Source organism: Thioalkalivibrio sp. XN8 (assembly GCF_011058255.1).
Classification (GTDB): Bacteria; Pseudomonadota; Gammaproteobacteria; order Steroidobacterales; family XN24; genus XN24.
This window is the reverse complement of sequence record NZ_JAALFH010000067.1, coordinates 98,509-116,922: the sequence shown is the minus strand read 5'-3', so window position 1 is coordinate 116,922 and position 18,414 is coordinate 98,509. Positions and strand designations below refer to the sequence as shown.

At 68.6% G+C, this 18,414-nt stretch carries 18 protein-coding genes; 9 read left to right on the top strand and 9 right to left on the bottom strand.

Annotation, left to right across the window (positions count from 1 at the left end; all coding sequences use genetic code 11):
• Positions 1–73: 73 nt before the first annotated feature.
• The 6 genes from G6N75_RS12825 to G6N75_RS12800 all read right to left on the bottom strand — a co-directional run bounded on the left by G6N75_RS12825 (position 74) and on the right by G6N75_RS12800 (position 6,059).
• The gene (locus G6N75_RS12825) at positions 74–1,807 is read right to left on the bottom strand and encodes a nickel-dependent hydrogenase large subunit (RefSeq protein ID WP_165348763.1); all 1,734 of its coding nucleotides are present in this window, start codon (positions 1,805–1,807) and stop codon (positions 74–76) included.
• Positions 1,808–1,856: 49 nt separating this feature from the next.
• Complete coding sequence (locus G6N75_RS12820; protein ID WP_165348762.1) at positions 1,857–3,185, bottom strand: (Fe-S)-binding protein; 1,329 nt, start codon at positions 3,183–3,185, stop codon at positions 1,857–1,859.
• Positions 3,182–3,862, bottom strand: coding sequence for a nitrate reductase (locus G6N75_RS12815; RefSeq protein WP_165348761.1), 681 nt, complete (start codon positions 3,860–3,862; stop codon positions 3,182–3,184). Before G6N75_RS12815 ends, G6N75_RS12820 begins: the two co-directional genes overlap by 4 nt.
• Positions 3,859–4,923, bottom strand: a complete 1,065-nt coding sequence (locus tag G6N75_RS12810; protein ID WP_165348760.1) for a hydrogenase small subunit — start codon at positions 4,921–4,923, stop codon at positions 3,859–3,861. Before G6N75_RS12810 ends, G6N75_RS12815 begins: the two co-directional genes overlap by 4 nt.
• Positions 4,924–4,978: 55 nt before the next feature.
• On the bottom strand, positions 4,979–5,404 hold the full coding sequence (locus G6N75_RS12805; protein ID WP_165348759.1) for a hydrogenase expression/formation protein: 426 nt from the start codon (positions 5,402–5,404) through the stop codon (positions 4,979–4,981).
• A gap of 148 nt (positions 5,405–5,552) precedes the next feature.
• A complete protein-coding gene (locus G6N75_RS12800) occupies positions 5,553–6,059 on the bottom strand; it encodes a HyaD/HybD family hydrogenase maturation endopeptidase (protein WP_165348758.1) in 507 nt (168 codons plus the stop codon).
• Positions 6,060–6,210: 151 nt separating this feature from the next.
• Between G6N75_RS12800 and G6N75_RS12795 the strand changes: the two genes are divergently transcribed.
• From G6N75_RS12795 to G6N75_RS12755, 9 genes are all read left to right on the top strand, one after another.
• Positions 6,211–6,444: a HypC/HybG/HupF family hydrogenase formation chaperone gene (locus tag G6N75_RS12795; protein WP_165348757.1), complete on the top strand. Its 234-nt coding sequence runs from the start codon at positions 6,211–6,213 to the stop codon at positions 6,442–6,444.
• 3 nt (positions 6,445–6,447) lie between these two features.
• On the top strand, positions 6,448–6,810 hold the full coding sequence (hypA, locus tag G6N75_RS12790) for a hydrogenase maturation nickel metallochaperone HypA (RefSeq protein ID WP_165348756.1): 363 nt from the start codon (positions 6,448–6,450) through the stop codon (positions 6,808–6,810).
• 38 nt (positions 6,811–6,848) lie between these two features.
• Positions 6,849–7,775: a hydrogenase nickel incorporation protein HypB gene (gene hypB, locus G6N75_RS12785; RefSeq protein WP_165348755.1), complete on the top strand. Its 927-nt coding sequence runs from the start codon at positions 6,849–6,851 to the stop codon at positions 7,773–7,775.
• Positions 7,772–8,875 (top strand): hydrogenase formation protein HypD, encoded by a 1,104-nt coding sequence (gene hypD, locus G6N75_RS12780; RefSeq protein WP_165348754.1) that lies wholly within the window; start codon positions 7,772–7,774, stop codon positions 8,873–8,875. The genes hypB and hypD overlap by 4 nt, the downstream gene beginning before the upstream one ends.
• Complete coding sequence (gene hypF, locus G6N75_RS12775; RefSeq protein ID WP_346765533.1) at positions 8,827–11,133, top strand: carbamoyltransferase HypF; 2,307 nt, start codon at positions 8,827–8,829, stop codon at positions 11,131–11,133. The genes hypD and hypF overlap by 49 nt, the downstream gene beginning before the upstream one ends.
• Positions 11,134–11,174: 41 nt before the next feature.
• Positions 11,175–12,188, top strand: a complete 1,014-nt coding sequence (hypE, locus tag G6N75_RS12770; RefSeq protein WP_165348753.1) for a hydrogenase expression/formation protein HypE — start codon at positions 11,175–11,177, stop codon at positions 12,186–12,188.
• Positions 12,189–12,202: 14 nt separating this feature from the next.
• On the top strand, positions 12,203–13,021 hold the full coding sequence (locus tag G6N75_RS12765) for an SAM-dependent chlorinase/fluorinase (RefSeq protein WP_165348752.1): 819 nt from the start codon (positions 12,203–12,205) through the stop codon (positions 13,019–13,021).
• Positions 13,022–13,058: 37 nt separating this feature from the next.
• Complete coding sequence (gene fusA / locus G6N75_RS12760; RefSeq protein WP_165348751.1) at positions 13,059–15,107, top strand: elongation factor G; 2,049 nt, start codon at positions 13,059–13,061, stop codon at positions 15,105–15,107.
• A gap of 88 nt (positions 15,108–15,195) precedes the next feature.
• Positions 15,196–15,645: a CBS domain-containing protein gene (locus G6N75_RS12755; protein ID WP_165348750.1), complete on the top strand. Its 450-nt coding sequence runs from the start codon at positions 15,196–15,198 to the stop codon at positions 15,643–15,645.
• A 6-nt stretch (positions 15,646–15,651) separates the two neighbouring features.
• Here G6N75_RS12755 and G6N75_RS15580 read toward each other — a convergent pair whose 3' ends face one another.
• The 3 genes from G6N75_RS15580 to G6N75_RS12740 form a co-directional block, all read right to left on the bottom strand.
• Positions 15,652–16,788, bottom strand: a complete 1,137-nt coding sequence (locus tag G6N75_RS15580) for an FHA domain-containing protein (protein WP_206203118.1) — start codon at positions 16,786–16,788, stop codon at positions 15,652–15,654.
• Positions 16,789–16,889: 101 nt separating this feature from the next.
• Positions 16,890–17,309 carry a VOC family protein gene (locus tag G6N75_RS12745; protein ID WP_165348748.1) on the bottom strand — a complete coding sequence of 140 codons (420 nt, stop codon included), beginning with the start codon at positions 17,307–17,309 and terminating at the stop codon, positions 16,890–16,892.
• Positions 17,306–18,382 (bottom strand): AI-2E family transporter, encoded by a 1,077-nt coding sequence (locus G6N75_RS12740; RefSeq protein WP_165348747.1) that lies wholly within the window; start codon positions 18,380–18,382, stop codon positions 17,306–17,308. The genes G6N75_RS12745 and G6N75_RS12740 overlap by 4 nt, the downstream gene beginning before the upstream one ends.
• Positions 18,383–18,414 lie beyond the last annotated feature (32 nt).

Sequence of the window (18,414 nt, the reverse complement as noted above, 5' to 3'; positions counted from 1 at the left end):
ACAAAAAAGAAAAGCCCGGCCGGAGCCGGGCTTTCCCGCGGGCGCAAACCCGCGCAGCTTCTTCAGGCGAGCCTCAGACGGCCTTCACCTGGATGAGCTCCTTGCCGTCCTCGTCCGCCACATGGACGGCGCAGGCCAGGCAGGGATCGAAGCTGTGGACGGTGCGCAGGATCTCGATCGGCTGCTGCGGATCGTACATCTGGTGGTTGTCCTGCAACGCCGCCTCGTAGGCGCCGGGGACGCCCTTGGAGTCGCGCGGGCCGGCGTTCCAGGTGCTGGGCACCACACACTGGTAGTTGTCGATCAGGCGGTCCTTGATGACGATCCAGTGCGACAGGCCGCCGCGCGGCGCCTCGTGCGCGCCCACGCCCTTGGCCTCTGACGGCCAGGTGGACGGGTCCCACTTGATCTCGTTGAAGGTCTTGGTGTCGCCAGCACGGATGTTGGTGAGCAGCTGGTCCATCCAGCCCTGCATGGCGTCGGCGACGACCTTGGACTCGAGCGTGCGGGCCGCGGTGCGGCCCAGGGTCGAGAACAGGGCGTCCACCGGCACGTCGAGGGTGCGGAGGGTGTAGTCGACCAGCTCGCGGGTCTGGTCGTGGCCGGTGGCGTACATCAACAGGACGCGGGCCAGCGGGCCCACTTCCATGGAGTGACCCTTCCAGCGCGGCGACTTCAGCCAGCTGTAACCGTCGTCCACGTTGAGCTGCTTGTAGGGCGGCGTAGGACCGCCACGGCCCTCGTAGTCGAACTTGGTCTCGCCCTCCCAGGGATGCAGTCCCTGGTCCTTGCCGCCGGAGTAGTCGTACCAAGAATGCGAGGTGAACTCCTGCACGCCGTTCGGATCCGAGAAGTCGATCTCCTCGATCGCGTTGATGTTGCGATTGAGGATCGCGCCGCGCGGGAACAGGAAGCTGTCCACGTCATTCATGGTCTTCGAAGGGAAGTCGCCGAAGGACATGAAATTGCCGAGGCCTTCGCCACGACCGCCCCAGTCCTTGTAGAAGCCGGCGATGGCGAGCGTGTCCGGCAGGTATACCTGGTCGACGAAGGTCTTCATCTGGTTGATGGATTCCTGCACGATCTGCAGACGCTCGGCGTTGATGGCCGAATCCGAATCCAGGTCGATCGGGCACGGCACGCCGCCCACGACGAAGTTGGGGTGCGGGTTGCGGCCGCCGAAGACCGCGTGCAGCTTGACCACGTCGCGCTGCCAGGCCAGGGCCTCGAGATAGTGCGCCACCGCCATCAGGTTGGCTGCGGGCGGCAGCTTGTAGGCAGGATGGCCCCAGTAGGCGTTGGCGAAGATGCCCAGCTGGCCGCCTTCGACGAAGGTCTGCAGCTTCTTCTTCACGTCGCGGAAGTAGCCCTCGGAGGACTTCGGCCAGCTCGGCGAGACCGCCTTCGCCAGGGCCGCGGTCTCCGCCGGGTCCGCGCTCAGCGCCGAAACCACGTCCACCCAGTCCAGGGCATGCAGGTGATAGAAGTGCATGACATGGTCGTGGACATACTGCTGGCCGATCATCAGGTTCCGGATCAGCTGCGCGTTCGGCGGAATGTCGTAGTTCAGCGCGTCCTCGACGGCGCGGATGGAGGCCATGGCATGCACCAGCGTGCAGACGCCGCAGATACGCTGGACGAAGGCCCAGGCATCGCGGGGGTCACGCCCGCGCATGATGATCTCGATGCCGCGCACCATGGTGCCCGAGGAGTACGCCTGCTGGATTCGATCGCCCTGCATCTGCACCTCGATACGGAGATGCCCTTCGATGCGGGTGATCGGGTCGACGACGACTCTGTTGCTCATAGTTTGTTACCCCGATCCTTGTAAGTCGTTCGCTACCGGCGTGCCGGGCTCAAGCGAGGTTATCGCTGACGAGCTGCACAAGGTTCACGATGTCCTTGTCCCAGTTCAGCCAGGCCTTGCCCGCCTCCAGTGTCTGGAAGCAGGTGTTGCAGGCGGTCACCACCGTCGGCGCGCCGGTCCGCTCGACCTCCTGGCGCTTCAGCTCGAAGGCCTTCTGGCGCAGCGGCAGCGCGCTCTTCAGCATGGACACGCCGCCACCGCCGCCGCAGCAGAGGTTGGTGCGGCCGTGCGACTCCATCTCGGTGAGCTTTACGCCCAGTGCGTTCAGGATGTCGCGCGCCTCGCTGAAAGAGCCACCCATCCGGCCCAGCTTGCAGGGGTCGTGGAAAGTGACATGGCTGGCACCGTTGCCGGCCTTCTTCAGCTTCAGGCGTCCGGCCTTCAGCTCCTGCCCGAAATACTCGGCCACCGACAGGATCTCGAAGGGGAGCTCCTTGCCGTAGTTCGTCGCAGCTTCCCAGCGCAGGACCGGGTAGGCATGCCCGCACTCGGCCACGATCACCTTCTTGGCCCCACTGGCGAGGGCGGCGTCGATGATGCGCTTGCTGATCCGCTTCTGGGCCACGCGGTCGCCGGAGAGCGCGCCAAAGTTGGCGGACTCGAAACCGTCGCTGCGGATGGTCCAGTTGACGCCCAGCTTGTTCATCACCTTCGCAGTTGCCTCGAGGACGCTCTCGTCGTTGAGGAAGTCGAGCGCCGACGACAGGACCAGCACGTCGGCCTTTTCCTTGTCCAGCGGCACGTCCACGCCCTTGGCGCGAACCCGCTCCACGACCTCGCGCAGCTTGTCGCTGCCCGCGCCGAGGATGCTGCCCTTGTCCTTCTGCTCGTCCGACACCGCCTGCAGTTCGGCCGGCGCCAGGCCGGCGGCCGCGAGGCCGTTGCGGACGACCTGGATCATGCTCTGGATGTGAATGCCCATCGGGCACAGCAGGCTGCAGCGCCCGCACTGGGTGCAGGAGTCGTAAGCCAGCTCCTTCCAGTCTTCGAGGTCCTGCACCGTGATGTCACGGGTGGTGATCCGGTTGAACAGGCGCATCGACGACAGCTCGCGCCGGTAGACCTTCTTCAGTGGTTCCGTCTTGTAGATCGGCGTGTACTTGGCGTCGCCAGTCGAGATGTAGAAATGACAGGCCTCCGCGCACATGCCGCAGTGGATGCACGACTCGAGGTAGGTCGCCATGTCGGCCGTCATGCCGGCCAGGAAAGCTTCCTTGGCCTTGGCGATCTTCTGCTCGTCGGACAGACCCTTGGGCTTCAGGCCGGCAGCGGCGCGCTCGCCCAGGGTGCCGTAGTCAGGAATAGTCGTCGCGCTCATGCCCGTACCCCTCTCCGTGCGAAGGCGGCCCCGACCTTGTAGCGGGACGGCCAGATAAAGATGGCATGCATCAGCTTGCCGAACGGGAACCAGATCAGCAGCGCACTGACGCTCAGGAAATGCAGGGCCAGTACCGTCTCGTAGCGCATCCCGAAGGTGATGTGCGTGAATGCCATGATGCCGGTCAGGAACGGCAGGAAAGCAATCAGCCAGCTGATGTAGTCGTCCCAGGTCGTGAGTTGACGCAGCACCGGGTTCATCAGACGGCGTGCCAGCAGCACCAGCAGGATACCCATGGTCACCACGGTGAAGAACGTGATGAACAAGTTAGGCAGCGTCGGCCAGCCGAAGCCGAGGATGTCCTTGAAGAACAGCATGTGCGGGGCGAAGAAGAGCAGCACCACGAACATGCCGATGTGCCAGGCATAGCCCGAGTAATGCTGGAAGACGATGTTCTTCTCCAGCTCATGCGCCGGCGCCGAGCGCGTCAGCAGCGTCTTCATGCCGCCCGACGTCGCCGAGCCCTTGGCGGGCTCCAGCTGCTTGCGCGAGGCCAGCAGCAGCGCGGTGAGGCGCCACACGATTCCGATGACAAAGATGATCACGGCCCAGCGGAGCGCGGGACCCCGGGCAAAGTCGAGCAGCGACATGCCCTCCCAATACAGTCCTTCGTTCATGCCTTTTCCTCCTGCTGCGCCTTCTTTTGCTTGCCGCGCGCGAGAGCGGCGGCGGCCAGGCCTGCCGCGGCGCCTGCCGCAGCACCGATGCCGACCGTCCTGGCGTCGCCCCAGTAGGCGGCGGAGAGCGGCCGGTAGAAGCTGCCCTTGTCCCAGAAATCCGGCTCCGAGCAGCCGAGGCAGCCGTGACCGGACTGGACCGGCCAGCTGGTGCCCTCGTTCCAACGGACGGTGGCGCAGGCGTTGTAGGTGATCGGGCCCTTGCAGCCCAGCTTGTACAGGCAATAGCCCTTTTTCGCTCCTTCGTCGTCGAAGGTCTCGGCGAACTGGCCGCGCTCGTAGAACGGCCGGCGATAGCACCGGTCATGGATGTTCTGGCCGAAGAAGGCCATCGGGCGCCCGTAGGGATCGAGCTCCGGAATGGTGCCGAAGACCAGGTAGTGCGCCAGCACGCCGGTCAACACGGTGGGAACCGGCGGGCAGCCGGGCACGTTGATGATCGGCTTGTCGGTGATCAGGTCCTGTACCGACCGTGCCTTGGTCGGGTTCGGATTCGCCTTCGGGATGCCGCCATAAGCCGCGCAGGTCCCGACGCTGACGATGGCGGCCGCGCCAGTCGCCGCATCTTTCAGCATCGACAGGTGGGTGTGGCCATTGGTGCAGGAATGCGACTCGAACTCCTCCGTCGGAATGGAGCCGTCCACCAGCAACAGGTAGTTGCCGTAGTTCTCTTCCATCGCCTGCATCATGGCATCCTCGGCCCGCTGGCCGGACGCCGCCATCAGCGTATGGTGATAGTCGAGGGAGATCGAGTCGAAGATCAGGCCCTCGAGGGTCGGCGTGTGCGAGCGCGTAATCGCCTCGGTGCACCCGGTGCATTCCTGGAACGGGAGCCAGATGACCGACGGCCGCCTCGCGTTCTCGATTGCCGCCGCCACGGTGCTGACCATGCTGGGCGGTAACGCCATCATGGACGCAGTGGCCGCGCAGAATTTCATGAATCCGCGACGGCTGACTCCGTGCGCTCGGAGAACGTCGCCTACGGTTTTGCTTGCTGCCATGCTGTGCTCCTCCGCACTGCCCTGGCGCGAGGCGCGCAGGGCCCTTCGGTTGGCTTCAATTACCCGCCGCCGCCAGGGCGTCGGCAAGTGCCTCGAGACCGGCCTCGACGTCCTCCCGCTGCGCTTGCAGCAGGGAAGGTACCCAGGTGATCTCAATGAACCGGCCGGCGACCCCGCCGGACCCGTTCAAGTGCTCGATGATCCAGACCCCGCCGTACCGGGATTCGCGAATGACGGTCTTGCCCAGGGCCTCGAACTCGGCCCGGACTTCACCCTCGCCGAGGGCGTCCATGAGGCGGTTCATGTCACCGGGCCCCATGGGGATGCTCTGGATGTCGATTACGGTGGGTTCGCCCGACTCGACCAGGCGCGCCAGCGCGTGGCGAATTTCATGCAGCAGGGGCAGCGTATTGGCGTAAATCTCGTCGGGCGCTGCTGCACCCGACTCGACCTTGACCCCGATCCCGGATAGGCCGCTCATGTTTTCTCCGCCGACTGTTCCCCGGGGTGCTTTCCCCGCTCGCCCCGGGTGCGCCGGTCTTGACTGTGAGTTCAATACCTTACCCGGCAATCTATGCCTGCAGACCGGCGCCAACAATACGCAATTCACGCAGCCCTAATGAATGCGGTCAGGACACGCGGATGTGCTGGCCGGTCCAGGCCTTGATCAGCGCCGCCACGGCCCGCGCGGCCTCCGGCATGGCCAGGGCCACCCGCGGGCTCGGGGCCGTGCCCCAGTCGACGATTTCCGGCTGAATCCCCACCAGGGCGCGGCGGCGCGGCATGAGGTCGGCGAACCGGGCCATGTTCATGAGGTCCATCAGGCCGACTTCATGGACGCTGCGACCGTGCTGGCCGAGAATCCGGTCCATGTCCGCATCCTCGAACACCTGCACCGTCCCCGGTTCGGCCTTCAGGTTGGTCGCGTCCACCACGATCAGCTGCTCCGCGTCCTCGACGAAGGCGGCGATGGAGAAACTGAGGGTGCCGCCGTCCATCCACGTGATGCCGGGGACCTCGGGGTTAAGTTCATACAGGCCGTTGACGACCCAGGGACCGACGCCCTCGTCCGTCAGGATGGTGTTGCCGACACCGAGCACCAGCGTGCCGCTCTTGGGATGATCCTGGTCTGACATCTGCGTTCCTCCCGGGGGGCGCAGGAGCGGGCCCCGGACGGAGCATACTGGGATGAGAATCAGACGCATCAGGATATTTACCAGCTTGCGCGGCGGCGCCGCGGATGGCAGCGTGCGACTCTGAAGAGACAGAATCGGGAGGAGAGTCCCAATGTGCCTCGGCATACCTATGCAAGTGGTGGCGGTCGACGGCTTCATGGCCCGTTGTGAGGCCAAGGGCGTCGAGCGCGACGTCAGCCTGTTCATGATGCAGGACGAGCCGGTCGCGGTCGGCGAGTACGTGATGGTCCATGTCGGCTACGCGATCCAGAAGATGACCGAGCAGGAAGCCCGCTCGGCCTGGGAGATCTACGACGAAATGCTGGGTGACGTGGCGGAGGCCTGAGCCGTGCACGAGCTCTCGGTCTGCCAGGCCCTGGTCAGCCAGCTGGAGGCGGTTGCCGCGCAGCACGGCGGCGGCCGCGTGGAACTGGTGAAGCTGCGGATCGGGCCCCTCTCCGGGGTTGAGGCCGCGCTGCTGCGGCAGGCTTTCCCCCTCGCCGCCGCCGGCTCCGTGGCCGAAGGCGCGGAACTCCAGATCGACGCCGCACCCGTCGTCGTGCAGTGCCAGGCCTGCGGCGCCAGCGGCGAGGCCGCACCCAACCGCATGCTCTGCCCGGCTTGCGGGGGCTTCCGGGTTCGCACGGTCTCCGGCACGGAGATGCTGCTCGAGTCCGTCGAACTCTCGGCCCCGGCCGCCGAAATGTTATAGAGTCTCGTTTCGCTTCCGTTTCATTACCGGAGTGCCCCATGTGTGACACCTGCGGCTGCAACATCACCGACGGCAACCGTCATCTCGTGACCCCGGGCGGCCGCCTGGCGCAGACCGAGGACGGCCGGGCCGCCGTCACCGTGCTGCAGAGCCTGCTGAGCGAGAATGACCACCAGGCGGCGCACAACCGCGCCCACTTCGACGCGCGCGGGATTCTCGCCGTCAACCTGATGTCGTCCCCCGGCGCCGGCAAGACGGCCCTGCTGGAGGCGACCATCGACGCGCTGGGCGGGCGCCACCGCATCGTGGTGATCGAGGGCGACCTGGAGACCGAGAACGACGCCGCGCGCATCCGGGCCAAGGGCGTGGAGGCGGTGCAGATCGCCACCGGCAGCGCCTGCCACCTCGACGCCCACATGGTCCACGACGCCCTGCACCGGCTTGACCTCGACGGCGTGGATCTCGTCTTCATCGAGAATGTCGGCAACCTCGTCTGCCCGGCCAGCTTCGATCTCGGCCAGCACCTGAACATCACCCTCCTCTCGGTCACCGAGGGCGACGACAAGCCGGCCAAGTACCCCGTCATGTTCCGCGCGGCCGACCTGATGCTGCTCACCAAGACCGACCTGCTGGCCGTGCTGGACGATTTCGACCCCGGCAAGGCGGAACGCGCCCTGCGCCTGGTGGGCTCCCAGGCACCCGTGATCCGGCTGTCGCCCCGCAAGGGACTTGGGCTCGAGGCCTGGCTGGACTGGCTCGACAGCGAACTCGCAGCGCAGCGTGCCCGCATCGCCGCCGGCCAGACCCGCCGCCCGGCGATCCAGGCCGAGGGCGCCCGGCTGCATGCGGCGGAACCGGCGGGCGGCGGGCACGGCCATGCGCACGGCCATGCCCATGAGCATCATCACGAGCACGAGCACGCCCACGAACACCGCCACGAACGGACCGGGGGCGCGCGGTCATGAGCGCCACGGCGCGGCAATGGCTGGAGCGCATCCGCGCCCTGCCGCTGCCCGACCGGGTGCGGATCATGAACGTCTGCGGCGGGCACGAACGCTCGATCAGCATGGCCGGCCTGCGCGGCACCCTGCCGCCCCAGGTCGAGCTGATCCCCGGCCCGGGTTGCCCGGTCTGCGTCTGCCCCGAGGAAGACGTCTACCACGCCATGCAGATCGCCCTGCAGGACCCCGAGGTGATCGTGGTCAGTTTCGGCGACATGCTGCGGGTGCCGGTGAACCTGCCGCTGAAGGAAACCCGCAGCCTGGAGCAGGCCAAGGCCGCCGGCGGCGACGTCCGGCCCGTGGCCTCCCCCACGGAAGCCGTCGAGATCGCCCGCGCCAACCCCGGGCGCCGCGTGGTGTTCTTCGCCGCCGGGTTCGAGACCACCACGGCACCGGTCGCGGCGATGCTGGCCGGCGACCCGCCGGAGAATCTCCTCGTCCTGCTGGCCGGCCGGCGCACCTGGCCGGCCGTGGCAATGCTGCTGGAGTCCGAGGACCGCAGCTTCGACGCCCTGATTGCCCCCGGGCACGTCGCCACGGTGATGGGCCCGGAAGAATGGGACTTCGTGGTCGAGCAGCACCGCCTGCCGGCGGCGGTGGCCGGCTTCCACCCGGAGAGCCTGCTCGCCGCCACCTACTCCGTGTTGCGGCAGCTGGTCGAGGGCAAGTGCTTCCTCGACAACTGCTACCCGGAGGTCGCCCGCCCGGGCGGCAACGCCACGGCCCGCCGTTTCCTGGACGAGACCATGGACGTGATCGACGCCGGCTGGCGCGGCATCGGCACCATCCCGGCTTCCGGCTACGGGCTCCGGGAACACCTGGCGGCGCGCGACGCCCGGCGCCACTTCCCGGACTATGGCGCCCACGACCGCAAGCGCGCGGGCCTGATGCCCAAGGGCTGCGACTGCGCCCGCGTGGTGCTGGGCAAGATCTACCCCAACCAGTGCCGCATTTACGGCTCGGCCTGCACGCCGCGCACTCCCGTCGGGCCGTGCATGGTCTCGGACGAGGGCGCGTGCCGGATCTGGTGGTCGAACGGCATCCGGACCCGGGAGGTGGCCTGAGCGCCGGCCGCCGGCTCTGGATCACCGGCCAGGTCCAGGGCGTCGGCTTTCGCCCGTTCCTCTACCGTCTCGCCGCCCGCCACCAGTTGAGCGGCTGGGCTCGCAATACCGTCGGCGAGGTCGAGGTGCTGGTCTGCGGCCCGCCTGCAGCCGTGGAAGGCTTCACCCGGGAGGTGTCGAGTCGCGCGCCGGCGATCGCGGCGCCGCGCATTCGCCGCAGCGAGCCCTGGTCCGGCACGCCGCCGGCAGGCTTCACCATCCTGCCGAGCGCAGCCGGGGCCGATCCCAGGATTTTTGTGCCGCCGGACTATTTCACCTGCGACGACTGCCTGGCGGAGCTGGCGGACCCTGCTGACCGGCGTTACGGCTATCCCTTCATCAACTGCACCCAGTGTGGTCCCCGCTACACCATCATCCGGGACCTGCCCTACGACCGCCCCAACACATCGATGGCCGGGTTCCCGCTCTGCGCCGCCTGCCGCGCCGAGTACGACGACCCCGCCGACCGGCGCTTCCATGCCGAGCCCGTGGCCTGCCCGAAGTGCGGCCCGCAACTGGCCTGGTCCGGGCTGGACGGGAGCCCGCCGCGGGGCGGCGACGAGGCGCTGGCGGCCTGCATTGCGGCCCTGGATGCGGGCCGCCTGGTCGCCGTCAAGGGTATCGGCGGCTACCACCTGGTGTGTGATGCGGCCAGCGACCCGGCCATCGCCCGCCTGCGACGGCTCAAGCCGCGCCCCTCCAAGCCGCTGGCGGTGATGTTCCCGCTGGCGGGCGCCGACGGCCTCGACCAGGTGCGAGCGGCCGCCGTCCCGACCGCAGCGGAAGCGGCCCTGCTGCGCTCGCCGCAGCGGCCTATCGTGCTGGTCGCCCGCCGCCCCGGGGCGCTGCCGGAGGCGCTGGCGCCGGGGCTGGCCGAACTCGGCGTGATGCTGCCCTACAGCCCCCTGCACGCCCTGCTGCTGGGCGCGCTGGGCCGGCCGGTGGTCGCCACCTCGGCCAACCTCAGCGGCGAGCCGGTGCTGACCGACGGGGCCGAGGTCGAGTCGCGGCTCGCCCACCTCGTCGAAGGCTGCCTGCACCATGACCGGCCGATCGTGCGACCGGCCGACGACCCGGTCTGGCGGCGCAGTGCCGGCAGCCTGCGGCCCCTCCGGATCGGCCGGGGCTGCGCGCCGGCCGAGATCGAGCTGGCCCGGCCGATGCCGCGGCCGACCCTGGCCGTGGGCGCGCACATGAAGAACACCATTGCGCTGGCCTGGGAAGACCGCTGCGTGGTCTCGCCGCATATCGGGGACATGGGCTCCGAACGCAGCATGGAGGTGTTCGAGCAGGTCGCCGCCGACCTCCAGGCGCTCTACGGCGTCCGCGCCGAGGCGCTGGCCTGCGACGCCCATCCGGGCTACGCCACCGCGCGCTGGGCCCGCCGCCAGGACCTGCCGCTGACGACGGTGCTGCATCACCACGCCCATGCGGCGGCGCTGGCGGCCGAAATCGAATGCGACGGTCCGTTGCTGGTATTCACCTGGGACGGCGTCGGTTACGGCGGCGACGGCACGCTCTGGGGGGGCGAGGCCTTTCTCGGGCGACCGGGAGACTGGCGCCGGGTAGCCAGCTTCCGCCCCTTCCGCCTGCCCGGGGGCGAGCTGGCCGGCCGCGAACCCTGGCGCAGCGGGGCCGCGCTGTGCTGGGAGGCGGGGGTCGAGTGGCCCGGCTGCCCGGATCCCGATGGCTTGGCCCGCACAGCCTGGGACCGTGGTCTCAACACCCCTGCCAGCACCGCGGCGGGACGGCTGTTCGACGCCGCCGCCGCGCTGAGCGGGGTCTGCCTGCGCGGCAGCTACGAGGGCGAGGGACCGATGCGCTTCGAGGCCGCGGCAGGCTCCATGGCGCCGGGCGCCGCCAGGGCCCTGCCGTTGGCACCGGACGAGGCGGGCCTGCTGCGGGCGGACTGGGCGCCCCTCCTCCCTCCCCTCCTGGACGGGTCCCAACCAGTGGCCCGGCGCGCCGCCGGCTTCCACGAGGCGCTGGCGCAGACGGCTGTCGCCATCTATCGCGCAGTCAGCGCCAGCCACGAAGTCGGCGCTGTCGGCGCCACCGGCGGCGTGCTGCAGAACCGCCTGCTGGCCGAGCGCATGCACACGCATTTCCAGGCTGACGGCGTCCCGCTCGCCCTGCCGCAGCGGCTGCCGGCCAACGATGCAGTCATCGCCTTCGGCCAGCTGGTCGAGGTCGCCGCAAGGACGCCCGCGGAGGAGTAGAATGCCAGCGGGAGCATCCCACCAGCCCGAGGAGACACTGCATGGCGCTTGAAGAGGCACGCATCGGCCTGGCCCATGGGAACGGCGGTCGCTTCATGCGCGAGCTGATCAAGGAAGTCTTTGCCCGCCATCTCGGCGGCGGCGTCCTCGATACCGATCTCGACGCCTGCCCCCTGCCGGCCTTGCCGGAGGGCGAAGTAGTCTTCACCACGGACGGCTTCACCGTGCAGCCGCTGGAGTTCCCGGGCGGCGACATCGGCTCCCTGGCTGTCCACGGCACGACCAACGACCTGGCCGTCGCCGGCGCCACACCCCTCTACCTGTCGCTCAACGTGTTCATCGAGGAAGGGCTCGAGGTCGAGCTGCTGGACCGGGTCATCGCCAGCCTGGCGCGCGCGGCCCGGGACACCGGCGTGCAGGTCGCCGCCGGCGACACCAAGGTGCTGCGGCGCGGCGAAGGGGGCGGCCTGTACCTGGCGACCACCGGCATCGGCGTGCGGCCACCGAACACCCGCCTGAGCATGGACTGCATCCGGCCGGGGGACCGGCTGCTGGTCAGCGGCTCCGTCGGCGACCATGGCATCGCCGTGATGCTGGCTCGCGAGCAGTTCGGCCTGCGTGGCGACCTGGCCTCTGACGCGGCCAGCGTCCTGCCCTACACCCGGGCCCTGCTGGCGCTGGAGGGCCTGCGTTTCATGCGCGATCCGACCCGCGGCGGCCTCGCCACCGTGGCGCACGAGATCGCCCGCGCCACCGGCTGCTCGGTGCGGCTGTCGGAACCGGCCATCCCGGTACGCGACGCCGTGCGCAGCGTGTGCGAGATGCTGGGCTACGATCCCTATTACCTCGCCTGCGAGGGGCGGGTCGTAGCCGTTGTGGCCCCGGACGAAGCCGATGCCGCGCTGGCGGCCTGGCGCGCCCTGCCGGGCGGCGCCGACGCCGCCCTGATCGGCGAGGTCGAGGCGGAGGGCCGCCCGGTAGTCATCGAGACCGAACTCGGGGGCCGCCGGATGCTGGAAGAACTGGAAGACGATCCCCTGCCAAGGATCTGCTGAACGGCGCTGCATGCATGGTATTCGCCCCCACCGGGCTGGTTACGCTGACGACTGATTTCGGCCTTGCCGAGCCCTTCGTCGGCATCATGAAAGGCCGCATCCTCGGTCGCCTGCCGAGTGCGCGCATCGTCGACCTCAGCCACGGCCTGCCCGCCGGGCGCTCGGACCTCGCCGGTTTCTGGCTGGGCCAGGCCTGGCGCGATTTTCCCGCCGGGACGCTGCACCTTGCCGTGGTCGACCCCGGCGTCGGCACGGCCCGCGGCGTCACCCTGGCCGAATGCGGGCGCCAGCTGCTCCTGGCGCCGGACAACGGGCTGCTGCCCGAAGCGCTGCGCGGCTCCGCGGGCGTGGCCTGGCGCACGCTCGATCCCGGACTGCCCGACCGGCTCGGGCTGGGCCGGCTGTCGCGTACTTTTCACGGCCGGGACCTGTTCGCGCCGCTGGCCGCGCTGCTGGCCGCCGGCGAGCTGGAACCCGCCGACTTCGGCCCGAGGGCCAGCGCAGTCGATCCACGGCCCCTGCCCCGCCCATGCCGGACCGACGACCAGGTGCAGGGCGAGATCCTCGTCGCCGATCGTTTCGGCAACCTGATCAGCAACATCGACGCCGGCCTGCTGCGGGGCCTCGACAGTCCCGGGGTTGCGCTCGGGGCGCACGACCTGCTCCTGGCGCCAACCTACGGGGCCGCTGACCCGGGCCAGCCGGTCGCCGTAGTGAACGCCTTCGGGCTGGTCGAGATCGCAGTGCGTGACGGCAGCGCGCTGGATGCTCTCGGCGCCGGCCCGGGCGCCACCGTGGTTATCCGTAACTGCGGCGGCCACACAGAAGGGTAAACTCGATTCATTGCCGTACTTTCGGAAAGGTTGAGCCATGCAGAACGACAGAACAGACGCCATCCGCAACCTCGCCCTCATCGGCCCCGCCGGCACCGGCAAGACCTCGCTGGCCGAAGCCCTGTTGCACGCCGCCGGGGCGATCAAGCAGCGCGGCCGCATCGAGCGCGGGGATACCGTGTGCGACTTCGACGCGCACGAAGTGGCGATGGCCCACTCCCTCGACACCGCCGTCTGCCACCTGGACTGGAAAGACACCCATATCAACCTCATCGACACGCCCGGATTTACCGACTTCCTGCCGCGTGCGGTGGCGGTGTTGCCGGCCGTCGAGTGCGCGGCGCTGGTGCTGTCGGCCGCGGGCGGCCTGGAGACCGGCGCACGCCGGATGATGAAGGCTGCCGGCGACGCGGCGCTGAGCCGGATCATCATCGTCAACAAGATGGATACCGAGCCCGACCAGCTCGGGATCCTGCTGGAGCAGATCCAGGAGGCCTTCGGCAAGCGCTGCCTGCCGGTGAACCTGCCCAGCGACCACGGCCGGAAAGTGCTCGACTGCTTCTTCCGCGACGACGGCCAGGACGCTGATTTCTCCAGCACCGCGGAGGCGCATACGCACATCATCGACCAGGTCGTCGAGGTCGATGAGGCGCTGATGGAAGCCTACCTCGAGTCGGGCCAGAACCTGGACCCGCAACAGCTGCACGACGCCTTCGAGAAGGCGCTGCGGGAGCGCCACCTGATACCCGTGTTCTTCGTCTCGGCGGAGACCGGCGCCGGCGTGAACGAGCTGCTGGACTATATCGTCAAGCTGATGCCGAGCCCGCGCGAGGCCAACCCGCCGCCGTTCATGCGTGGCGAGGGCGAGGCCGCCGAGCCCGTGGTCGTCACCTCGGAACCGGACAGCCACGTGGTGGCCCACGTCTTCAAGGTGGTCGTGGATCCCTACGTCGGGCGCACCGCCGTGCTGCGACTCCACCAGGGGACGATCCGTGCCGGTAGCCAGCTGTTCGTCGGCGACGCACGCAAGCCGATCAAGCTGAACCACCTGTTCAAGCTGCAGGGCAAGCAGAACCTCGAGGTCGACAGCGCCGGCCCCGGCGACATCGTGGCGGTGACTCGCATCGACAGCCTCGACTTCAACGACGTGTTGCACGACTCCCACGACGAGGACCACTTCCACGTTCGCTTGCCCGAGATGGCGCCGCCGATGATGGGCGTGGCCATCGAGCCGGCGCAGCGCGGCAACGAGCAGAAGCTGTCGGATGCCCTGCATAAGCTCCGGGCGGAGGATCCCGCGCTGCGGGTGGAGCATCGGCCCTCGACCAACGAGACGGTGGTGCTGTGCAGCGGCGAACTGCACCTCAGGCTGGTGCTGGACGCGATGAAGGAACGGTTCAACGTCGACGTCCAGACCCACCTGCCGACGATCCCCTACCGCGAGACCATCACCAGGCCGGCGGAAGGCCATCACCGGCACAAGAAGCAGACCGGCGGCGCCGGCCAGTTCGGCGAGGTCTACCTGCGCATTGCCCCGCTGCCCCGGGGCAGCGGATTCGAGTTCGCCAGCGAGGTCGTCGGCGGCACCATTCCGCAGCAATTCATCCCCGCAGTCGAAAAAGGGGTGCGCCAGGCCCTCGAGAGCGGCGCCATTGCGGGCTTCCCGCTGCAGGACATCCGGGTGGCCGTTTACGACGGCAAGACCCACCCGGTCGATTCCAAGGAGGTCGCCTTCATCAGCGCCGGCCGCAGGGCCTTCCTCGAGGCGATCCGGGACGCCGGACCGATCGTGCTGGAACCCATCGTCCAGTTGCAGGTGACGGTGCCGATCGACGCGCTCGGGACGGTGACCGGGCATCTCTCCCAGCGCCGCGGCCGCATGCTCGGCTCCACCTCGCTGTCCGGGCAGCGGATCCAGATCAACGCGGAGGCACCGCTGGCTGAACTGCAGGACTACGCCAACCAGCTCAAGTCGATCACCGGCGGCTCCGGGGCCTGGTCGATGCAGCTGGACCGCTATGAACCGGTCCCGGCGAAGGTACAGCAGGATCTCGTCAGCGCCACCCGGCCGGCAGAGGTCGAGTAGCGCGCCAGGACGCCGCGGCGTTGACCCAGGTCAATGCGCCGCGGCGCCACGACGCCAAGATGGAACCAGGGGAGTACTCGTCACAGCCATGATCGATGTCAGCGAAATCATGACGCCGCGCCACAGCCTGGTCATCATCGGGCCGGACGCCACCGTCGCGGAAGCGCGCCGCACCATGGCCGCCCATGCGATCCGGCACCTGCCGATCACGGACGGCGACGGCCGGCTGCTGGGACTGGTGTCCCAGACCGACCTGCTGGTCGCCGGTGACGGTGCCGCCCGGCCCCTGGCGGAGATCATGGTGCGCGAAGTCGACACGATCGACGAGCGCAGCAACCTGCGGCATGCGGCGATGCTGATGTTCCGCCGCAAGCGCAGCTGCCTGCCGGTACTGCGTGACGGCCAGCTGAGCGGCATCATCACCGATTCGGACTTCCTCGGGGTCGCCATCGCATTGATGGAACAGCTGGAAGCCGCCGAGCCCGAAGCCGAGGACACGGACAGCGACCTGGAAGCCAGGGTCGAGCCGGCCTCCTGAGCCCGGCTAGCCGAGGATGACGGTATCGGACACGTCGCCGACCGCCGGCAACGTGCGGCTCGGCCCGGCCCCCTCGTTCAGCACCAGGCGGAAGCGCCCGATATGGACCACGTCGCCGTGGTGCAGGCGCTGCTGCCGCACCTCGCTTTCGTTCACGCGGATACCGTTGGTGCTGTTGAGGTCCACGACCGTCCAGTAGCCGCCCTCGCGCACCAGCATGGCGTGGTAGCGGCTGACCGAGTCGTGGTCGAGCTGGACGTCGTTCCAGGGGTGCCGGCCCAGCAGCAGGCGCGGCGCATTGAGCCGGATACGGGCCTTGGGTTCGTGCTCGAGCAGGATGTCCATCGAAGCGACGCTGCGGCGGCGCGGCGCCGCAGCCGCGCCCTCGGTGCCGCCCTGGCGCTGTACGTGCAGCCGCCGGACCATGGTGTCGCCGGCCGCCGCCGCGGCCTCGACAGCCTGCTGGGCGAGTTCGTCGATCCGGCCGGGCAGGCCCGAGGCGTACGCGTGAATGTGTCCCACCGCATCCGGCAGGAACAGCGCCCCCGGTTCGGGACAGCCCGCGCCTTCGGCGTGGAACTCGAGATAGTCCCGGGTCTCGTCGACGCCGAGGGGCTCCAGCCGGTGCTGCCACCGGACCATCTGCCGCAGGGCCTGCATCCGGGGTGCGTACATCTGGCGCTCGAGCCGCTCGTCGCCGAGCAGCGCCAGCTTGAGGCGCCCGACCCGGACCGGCTCGAGCAGCGACAGCCAGCCGAGTTCCTCCATCAGGCTGCCGGGCACCGCCTCCAGGCCCGCCGCCACGATGACCGTGGTGACCTTCTTCTGGCGCTGGTGACTGAGAAACACCGTCAGCAGGCCGCGCATCTCGTCGCGACTGGCGCTCACGCCGCCGAAGCCGAACCCGCTGAGCACCGCGGACAGGAATTCCTCGGGCTCGCCGGGCAGCCCGGCGACATGCGCCACCACGGCATCCGGCAGCCCGCGCGCCAGCGCCACTTCGACCGCGGTGCGCTTGCCCGCCCCGGGTTCGCCGGTCAGCGCGAGCAGCAGGTCGTTGGAATGCAGCGCATGATCGAGGAAGGACAGGGCGTCACGGTGCTGTGGACCCGTGTAGAAGTCCTGCTCCGGGCGCTTGTCCACGAACGGGTTCCGGCTCATGCCGAAATGACGGTATGCGTCTGGACCTGTCACGTGTCTCCCGGTGCCCTCGTCGCTGCCGCTGCCGGCCGGCAACGGCTGTGCTACCACTCCCCCGTATTCGGCATGCTCGCCCAGGGCTCCCTGGGCGGCAAGGCCTCGCCTTTCTGCAGCAACTCGATGGCAATGAGGTCCGGCGAGCGCACAAAGGCCATGCGGCCGTCGCGTGGCGGCCGGTTGATCACCACGCCACCATCCCTCAGCCGCTCACAGGCAGCGTAGATGTCATCCACCTGGTAGGCAAGGTGGCCGAAGTTCCGGGCCGTGCCGTAGTCTTCCGGATCCCAGTTCCAGGTAAGCTCGACCTGCGCCGACTCGTCCCCTGGCGCGGCCAGGAACACCAGCGTGTAGCGGCCGGTCTCGTTTTCGTGCCGCCGCAACTCCACCAGCCCGAGCTTGTTGGAATAGAAGTCCAGCGAGACCTCGAGGTCGCTGACGCGCACCATGGTGTGCAGGTATTTCATGTCACCGCTCCGGGTTCAGCGGGGGCTGGTTCATCCCGCGGCCAGGCCCGGAGTATGGCCTGGATCACGGTGGCCAGCGGAATGGCGAAGAAAATGCCCCAGAAACCCCACAACCCGCCGAAGAACAGGATCGCGACGATGATCGCTACCGGGTGGAGGTTGACGACTTCGCTGAAGAGCAACGGGACCAGCACGTTGCCGTCGAGAAACTGGATCACGCCGTAGGCCAGCAGTACCCAGTAGAACTGCGCCCCGAGGCCGAACTGGAAATACGCCACCAGCGCCACCGGCAGCGTCACCACGGTCGCGCCCACGTACGGGATGAGCACGGAGATGCCCGTCACCGCCGCGAGCAGCAGGGCGTACTGCAGGTCCAGGAAGCGGAAAGCGATCCACGCCGCGGTGCCGACGATCAGGATTTCGAACAGCTTGCCGCGGACGTAGTTGCCGATCTGCCGGTCGACGTCGAGCCATACCTCCTGGCTCAGGCGCCGGTCGCGCGGCAGGAAACCCGCGATCCAGCCGGCCAGCATCTGCTTGTCCTTGAGCAGGAAGAACACCAGGATCGGCACCAGCACCAGGTACACGAGGATCGTGATCACGGTCATCAGCGAGGCGAGGGAGAAGCTCAGCAGCTGCTGCCCGTAGCGGATGAGTTCGCTGGTCAGGCCGCTGAACATGTCGCGGATCTGGGATTCGGAAACGAAGTTGGGGTATTCCTGCGGGAGCTTCAGCAGCGACGCCTGGACCTGGGCCACCATCAGCGGGATCTGCTGGAACAGCTGGGCCATCTGGCGCGTGAGCAACGGCACCAGCCAGAAGAAGCAGGCCCACAACACGGCGAGAAACAGCGTGAACACGATGAGCACGGCCGCGGTGTGGGGCACCCGCCGGGCGCGCAACTCGTCCGCCAGGCTGTCCAGCAGGTAGGCGATGACCAGGGCGGCGAGCACGGGCGCCAGGGTCTGGCCGAACAGCCAGACCGACGCGCCGAGCAACAGAACGATTAGCGCAAGGCCGACGACCTGGGGATTAGCCAGCTGCCGGCGCAGCCAACCAAGGACCGTTTCCATCGATGGACCCTCGAAACCCGGCCCATAGGATA

Coding starts and splice junctions, on each gene's coding strand:
- G6N75_RS12825 (WP_165348763.1), bottom strand. CDS start 1,807: ATGAGCAACAGAGTCGTCGTCGACCCGATCACCCGCATCGAAGGGCAT.
- G6N75_RS12820 (WP_165348762.1), bottom strand. CDS start 3,185: ATGAGCGCGACGACTATTCCTGACTACGGCACCCTGGGCGAGCGCGCC.
- G6N75_RS12815 (WP_165348761.1), bottom strand. CDS start 3,862: ATGAACGAAGGACTGTATTGGGAGGGCATGTCGCTGCTCGACTTTGCC.
- G6N75_RS12810 (WP_165348760.1), bottom strand. CDS start 4,923: ATGGCAGCAAGCAAAACCGTAGGCGACGTTCTCCGAGCGCACGGAGTC.
- G6N75_RS12805 (WP_165348759.1), bottom strand. CDS start 5,404: ATGAGCGGCCTATCCGGGATCGGGGTCAAGGTCGAGTCGGGTGCAGCA.
- G6N75_RS12800 (WP_165348758.1), bottom strand. CDS start 6,059: ATGTCAGACCAGGATCATCCCAAGAGCGGCACGCTGGTGCTCGGTGTC.
- G6N75_RS12795 (WP_165348757.1), top strand. CDS start 6,211: ATGTGCCTCGGCATACCTATGCAAGTGGTGGCGGTCGACGGCTTCATG.
- hypB (WP_165348755.1), top strand. CDS start 6,849: ATGTGTGACACCTGCGGCTGCAACATCACCGACGGCAACCGTCATCTC.
- hypD (WP_165348754.1), top strand. CDS start 7,772: ATGAGCGCCACGGCGCGGCAATGGCTGGAGCGCATCCGCGCCCTGCCG.
- hypE (WP_165348753.1), top strand. CDS start 11,175: ATGGCGCTTGAAGAGGCACGCATCGGCCTGGCCCATGGGAACGGCGGT.
- G6N75_RS12765 (WP_165348752.1), top strand. CDS start 12,203: ATGGTATTCGCCCCCACCGGGCTGGTTACGCTGACGACTGATTTCGGC.
- fusA (WP_165348751.1), top strand. CDS start 13,059: ATGCAGAACGACAGAACAGACGCCATCCGCAACCTCGCCCTCATCGGC.
- G6N75_RS12755 (WP_165348750.1), top strand. CDS start 15,196: ATGATCGATGTCAGCGAAATCATGACGCCGCGCCACAGCCTGGTCATC.
- G6N75_RS12745 (WP_165348748.1), bottom strand. CDS start 17,309: ATGAAATACCTGCACACCATGGTGCGCGTCAGCGACCTCGAGGTCTCG.
- G6N75_RS12740 (WP_165348747.1), bottom strand. CDS start 18,382: ATGGAAACGGTCCTTGGTTGGCTGCGCCGGCAGCTGGCTAATCCCCAG.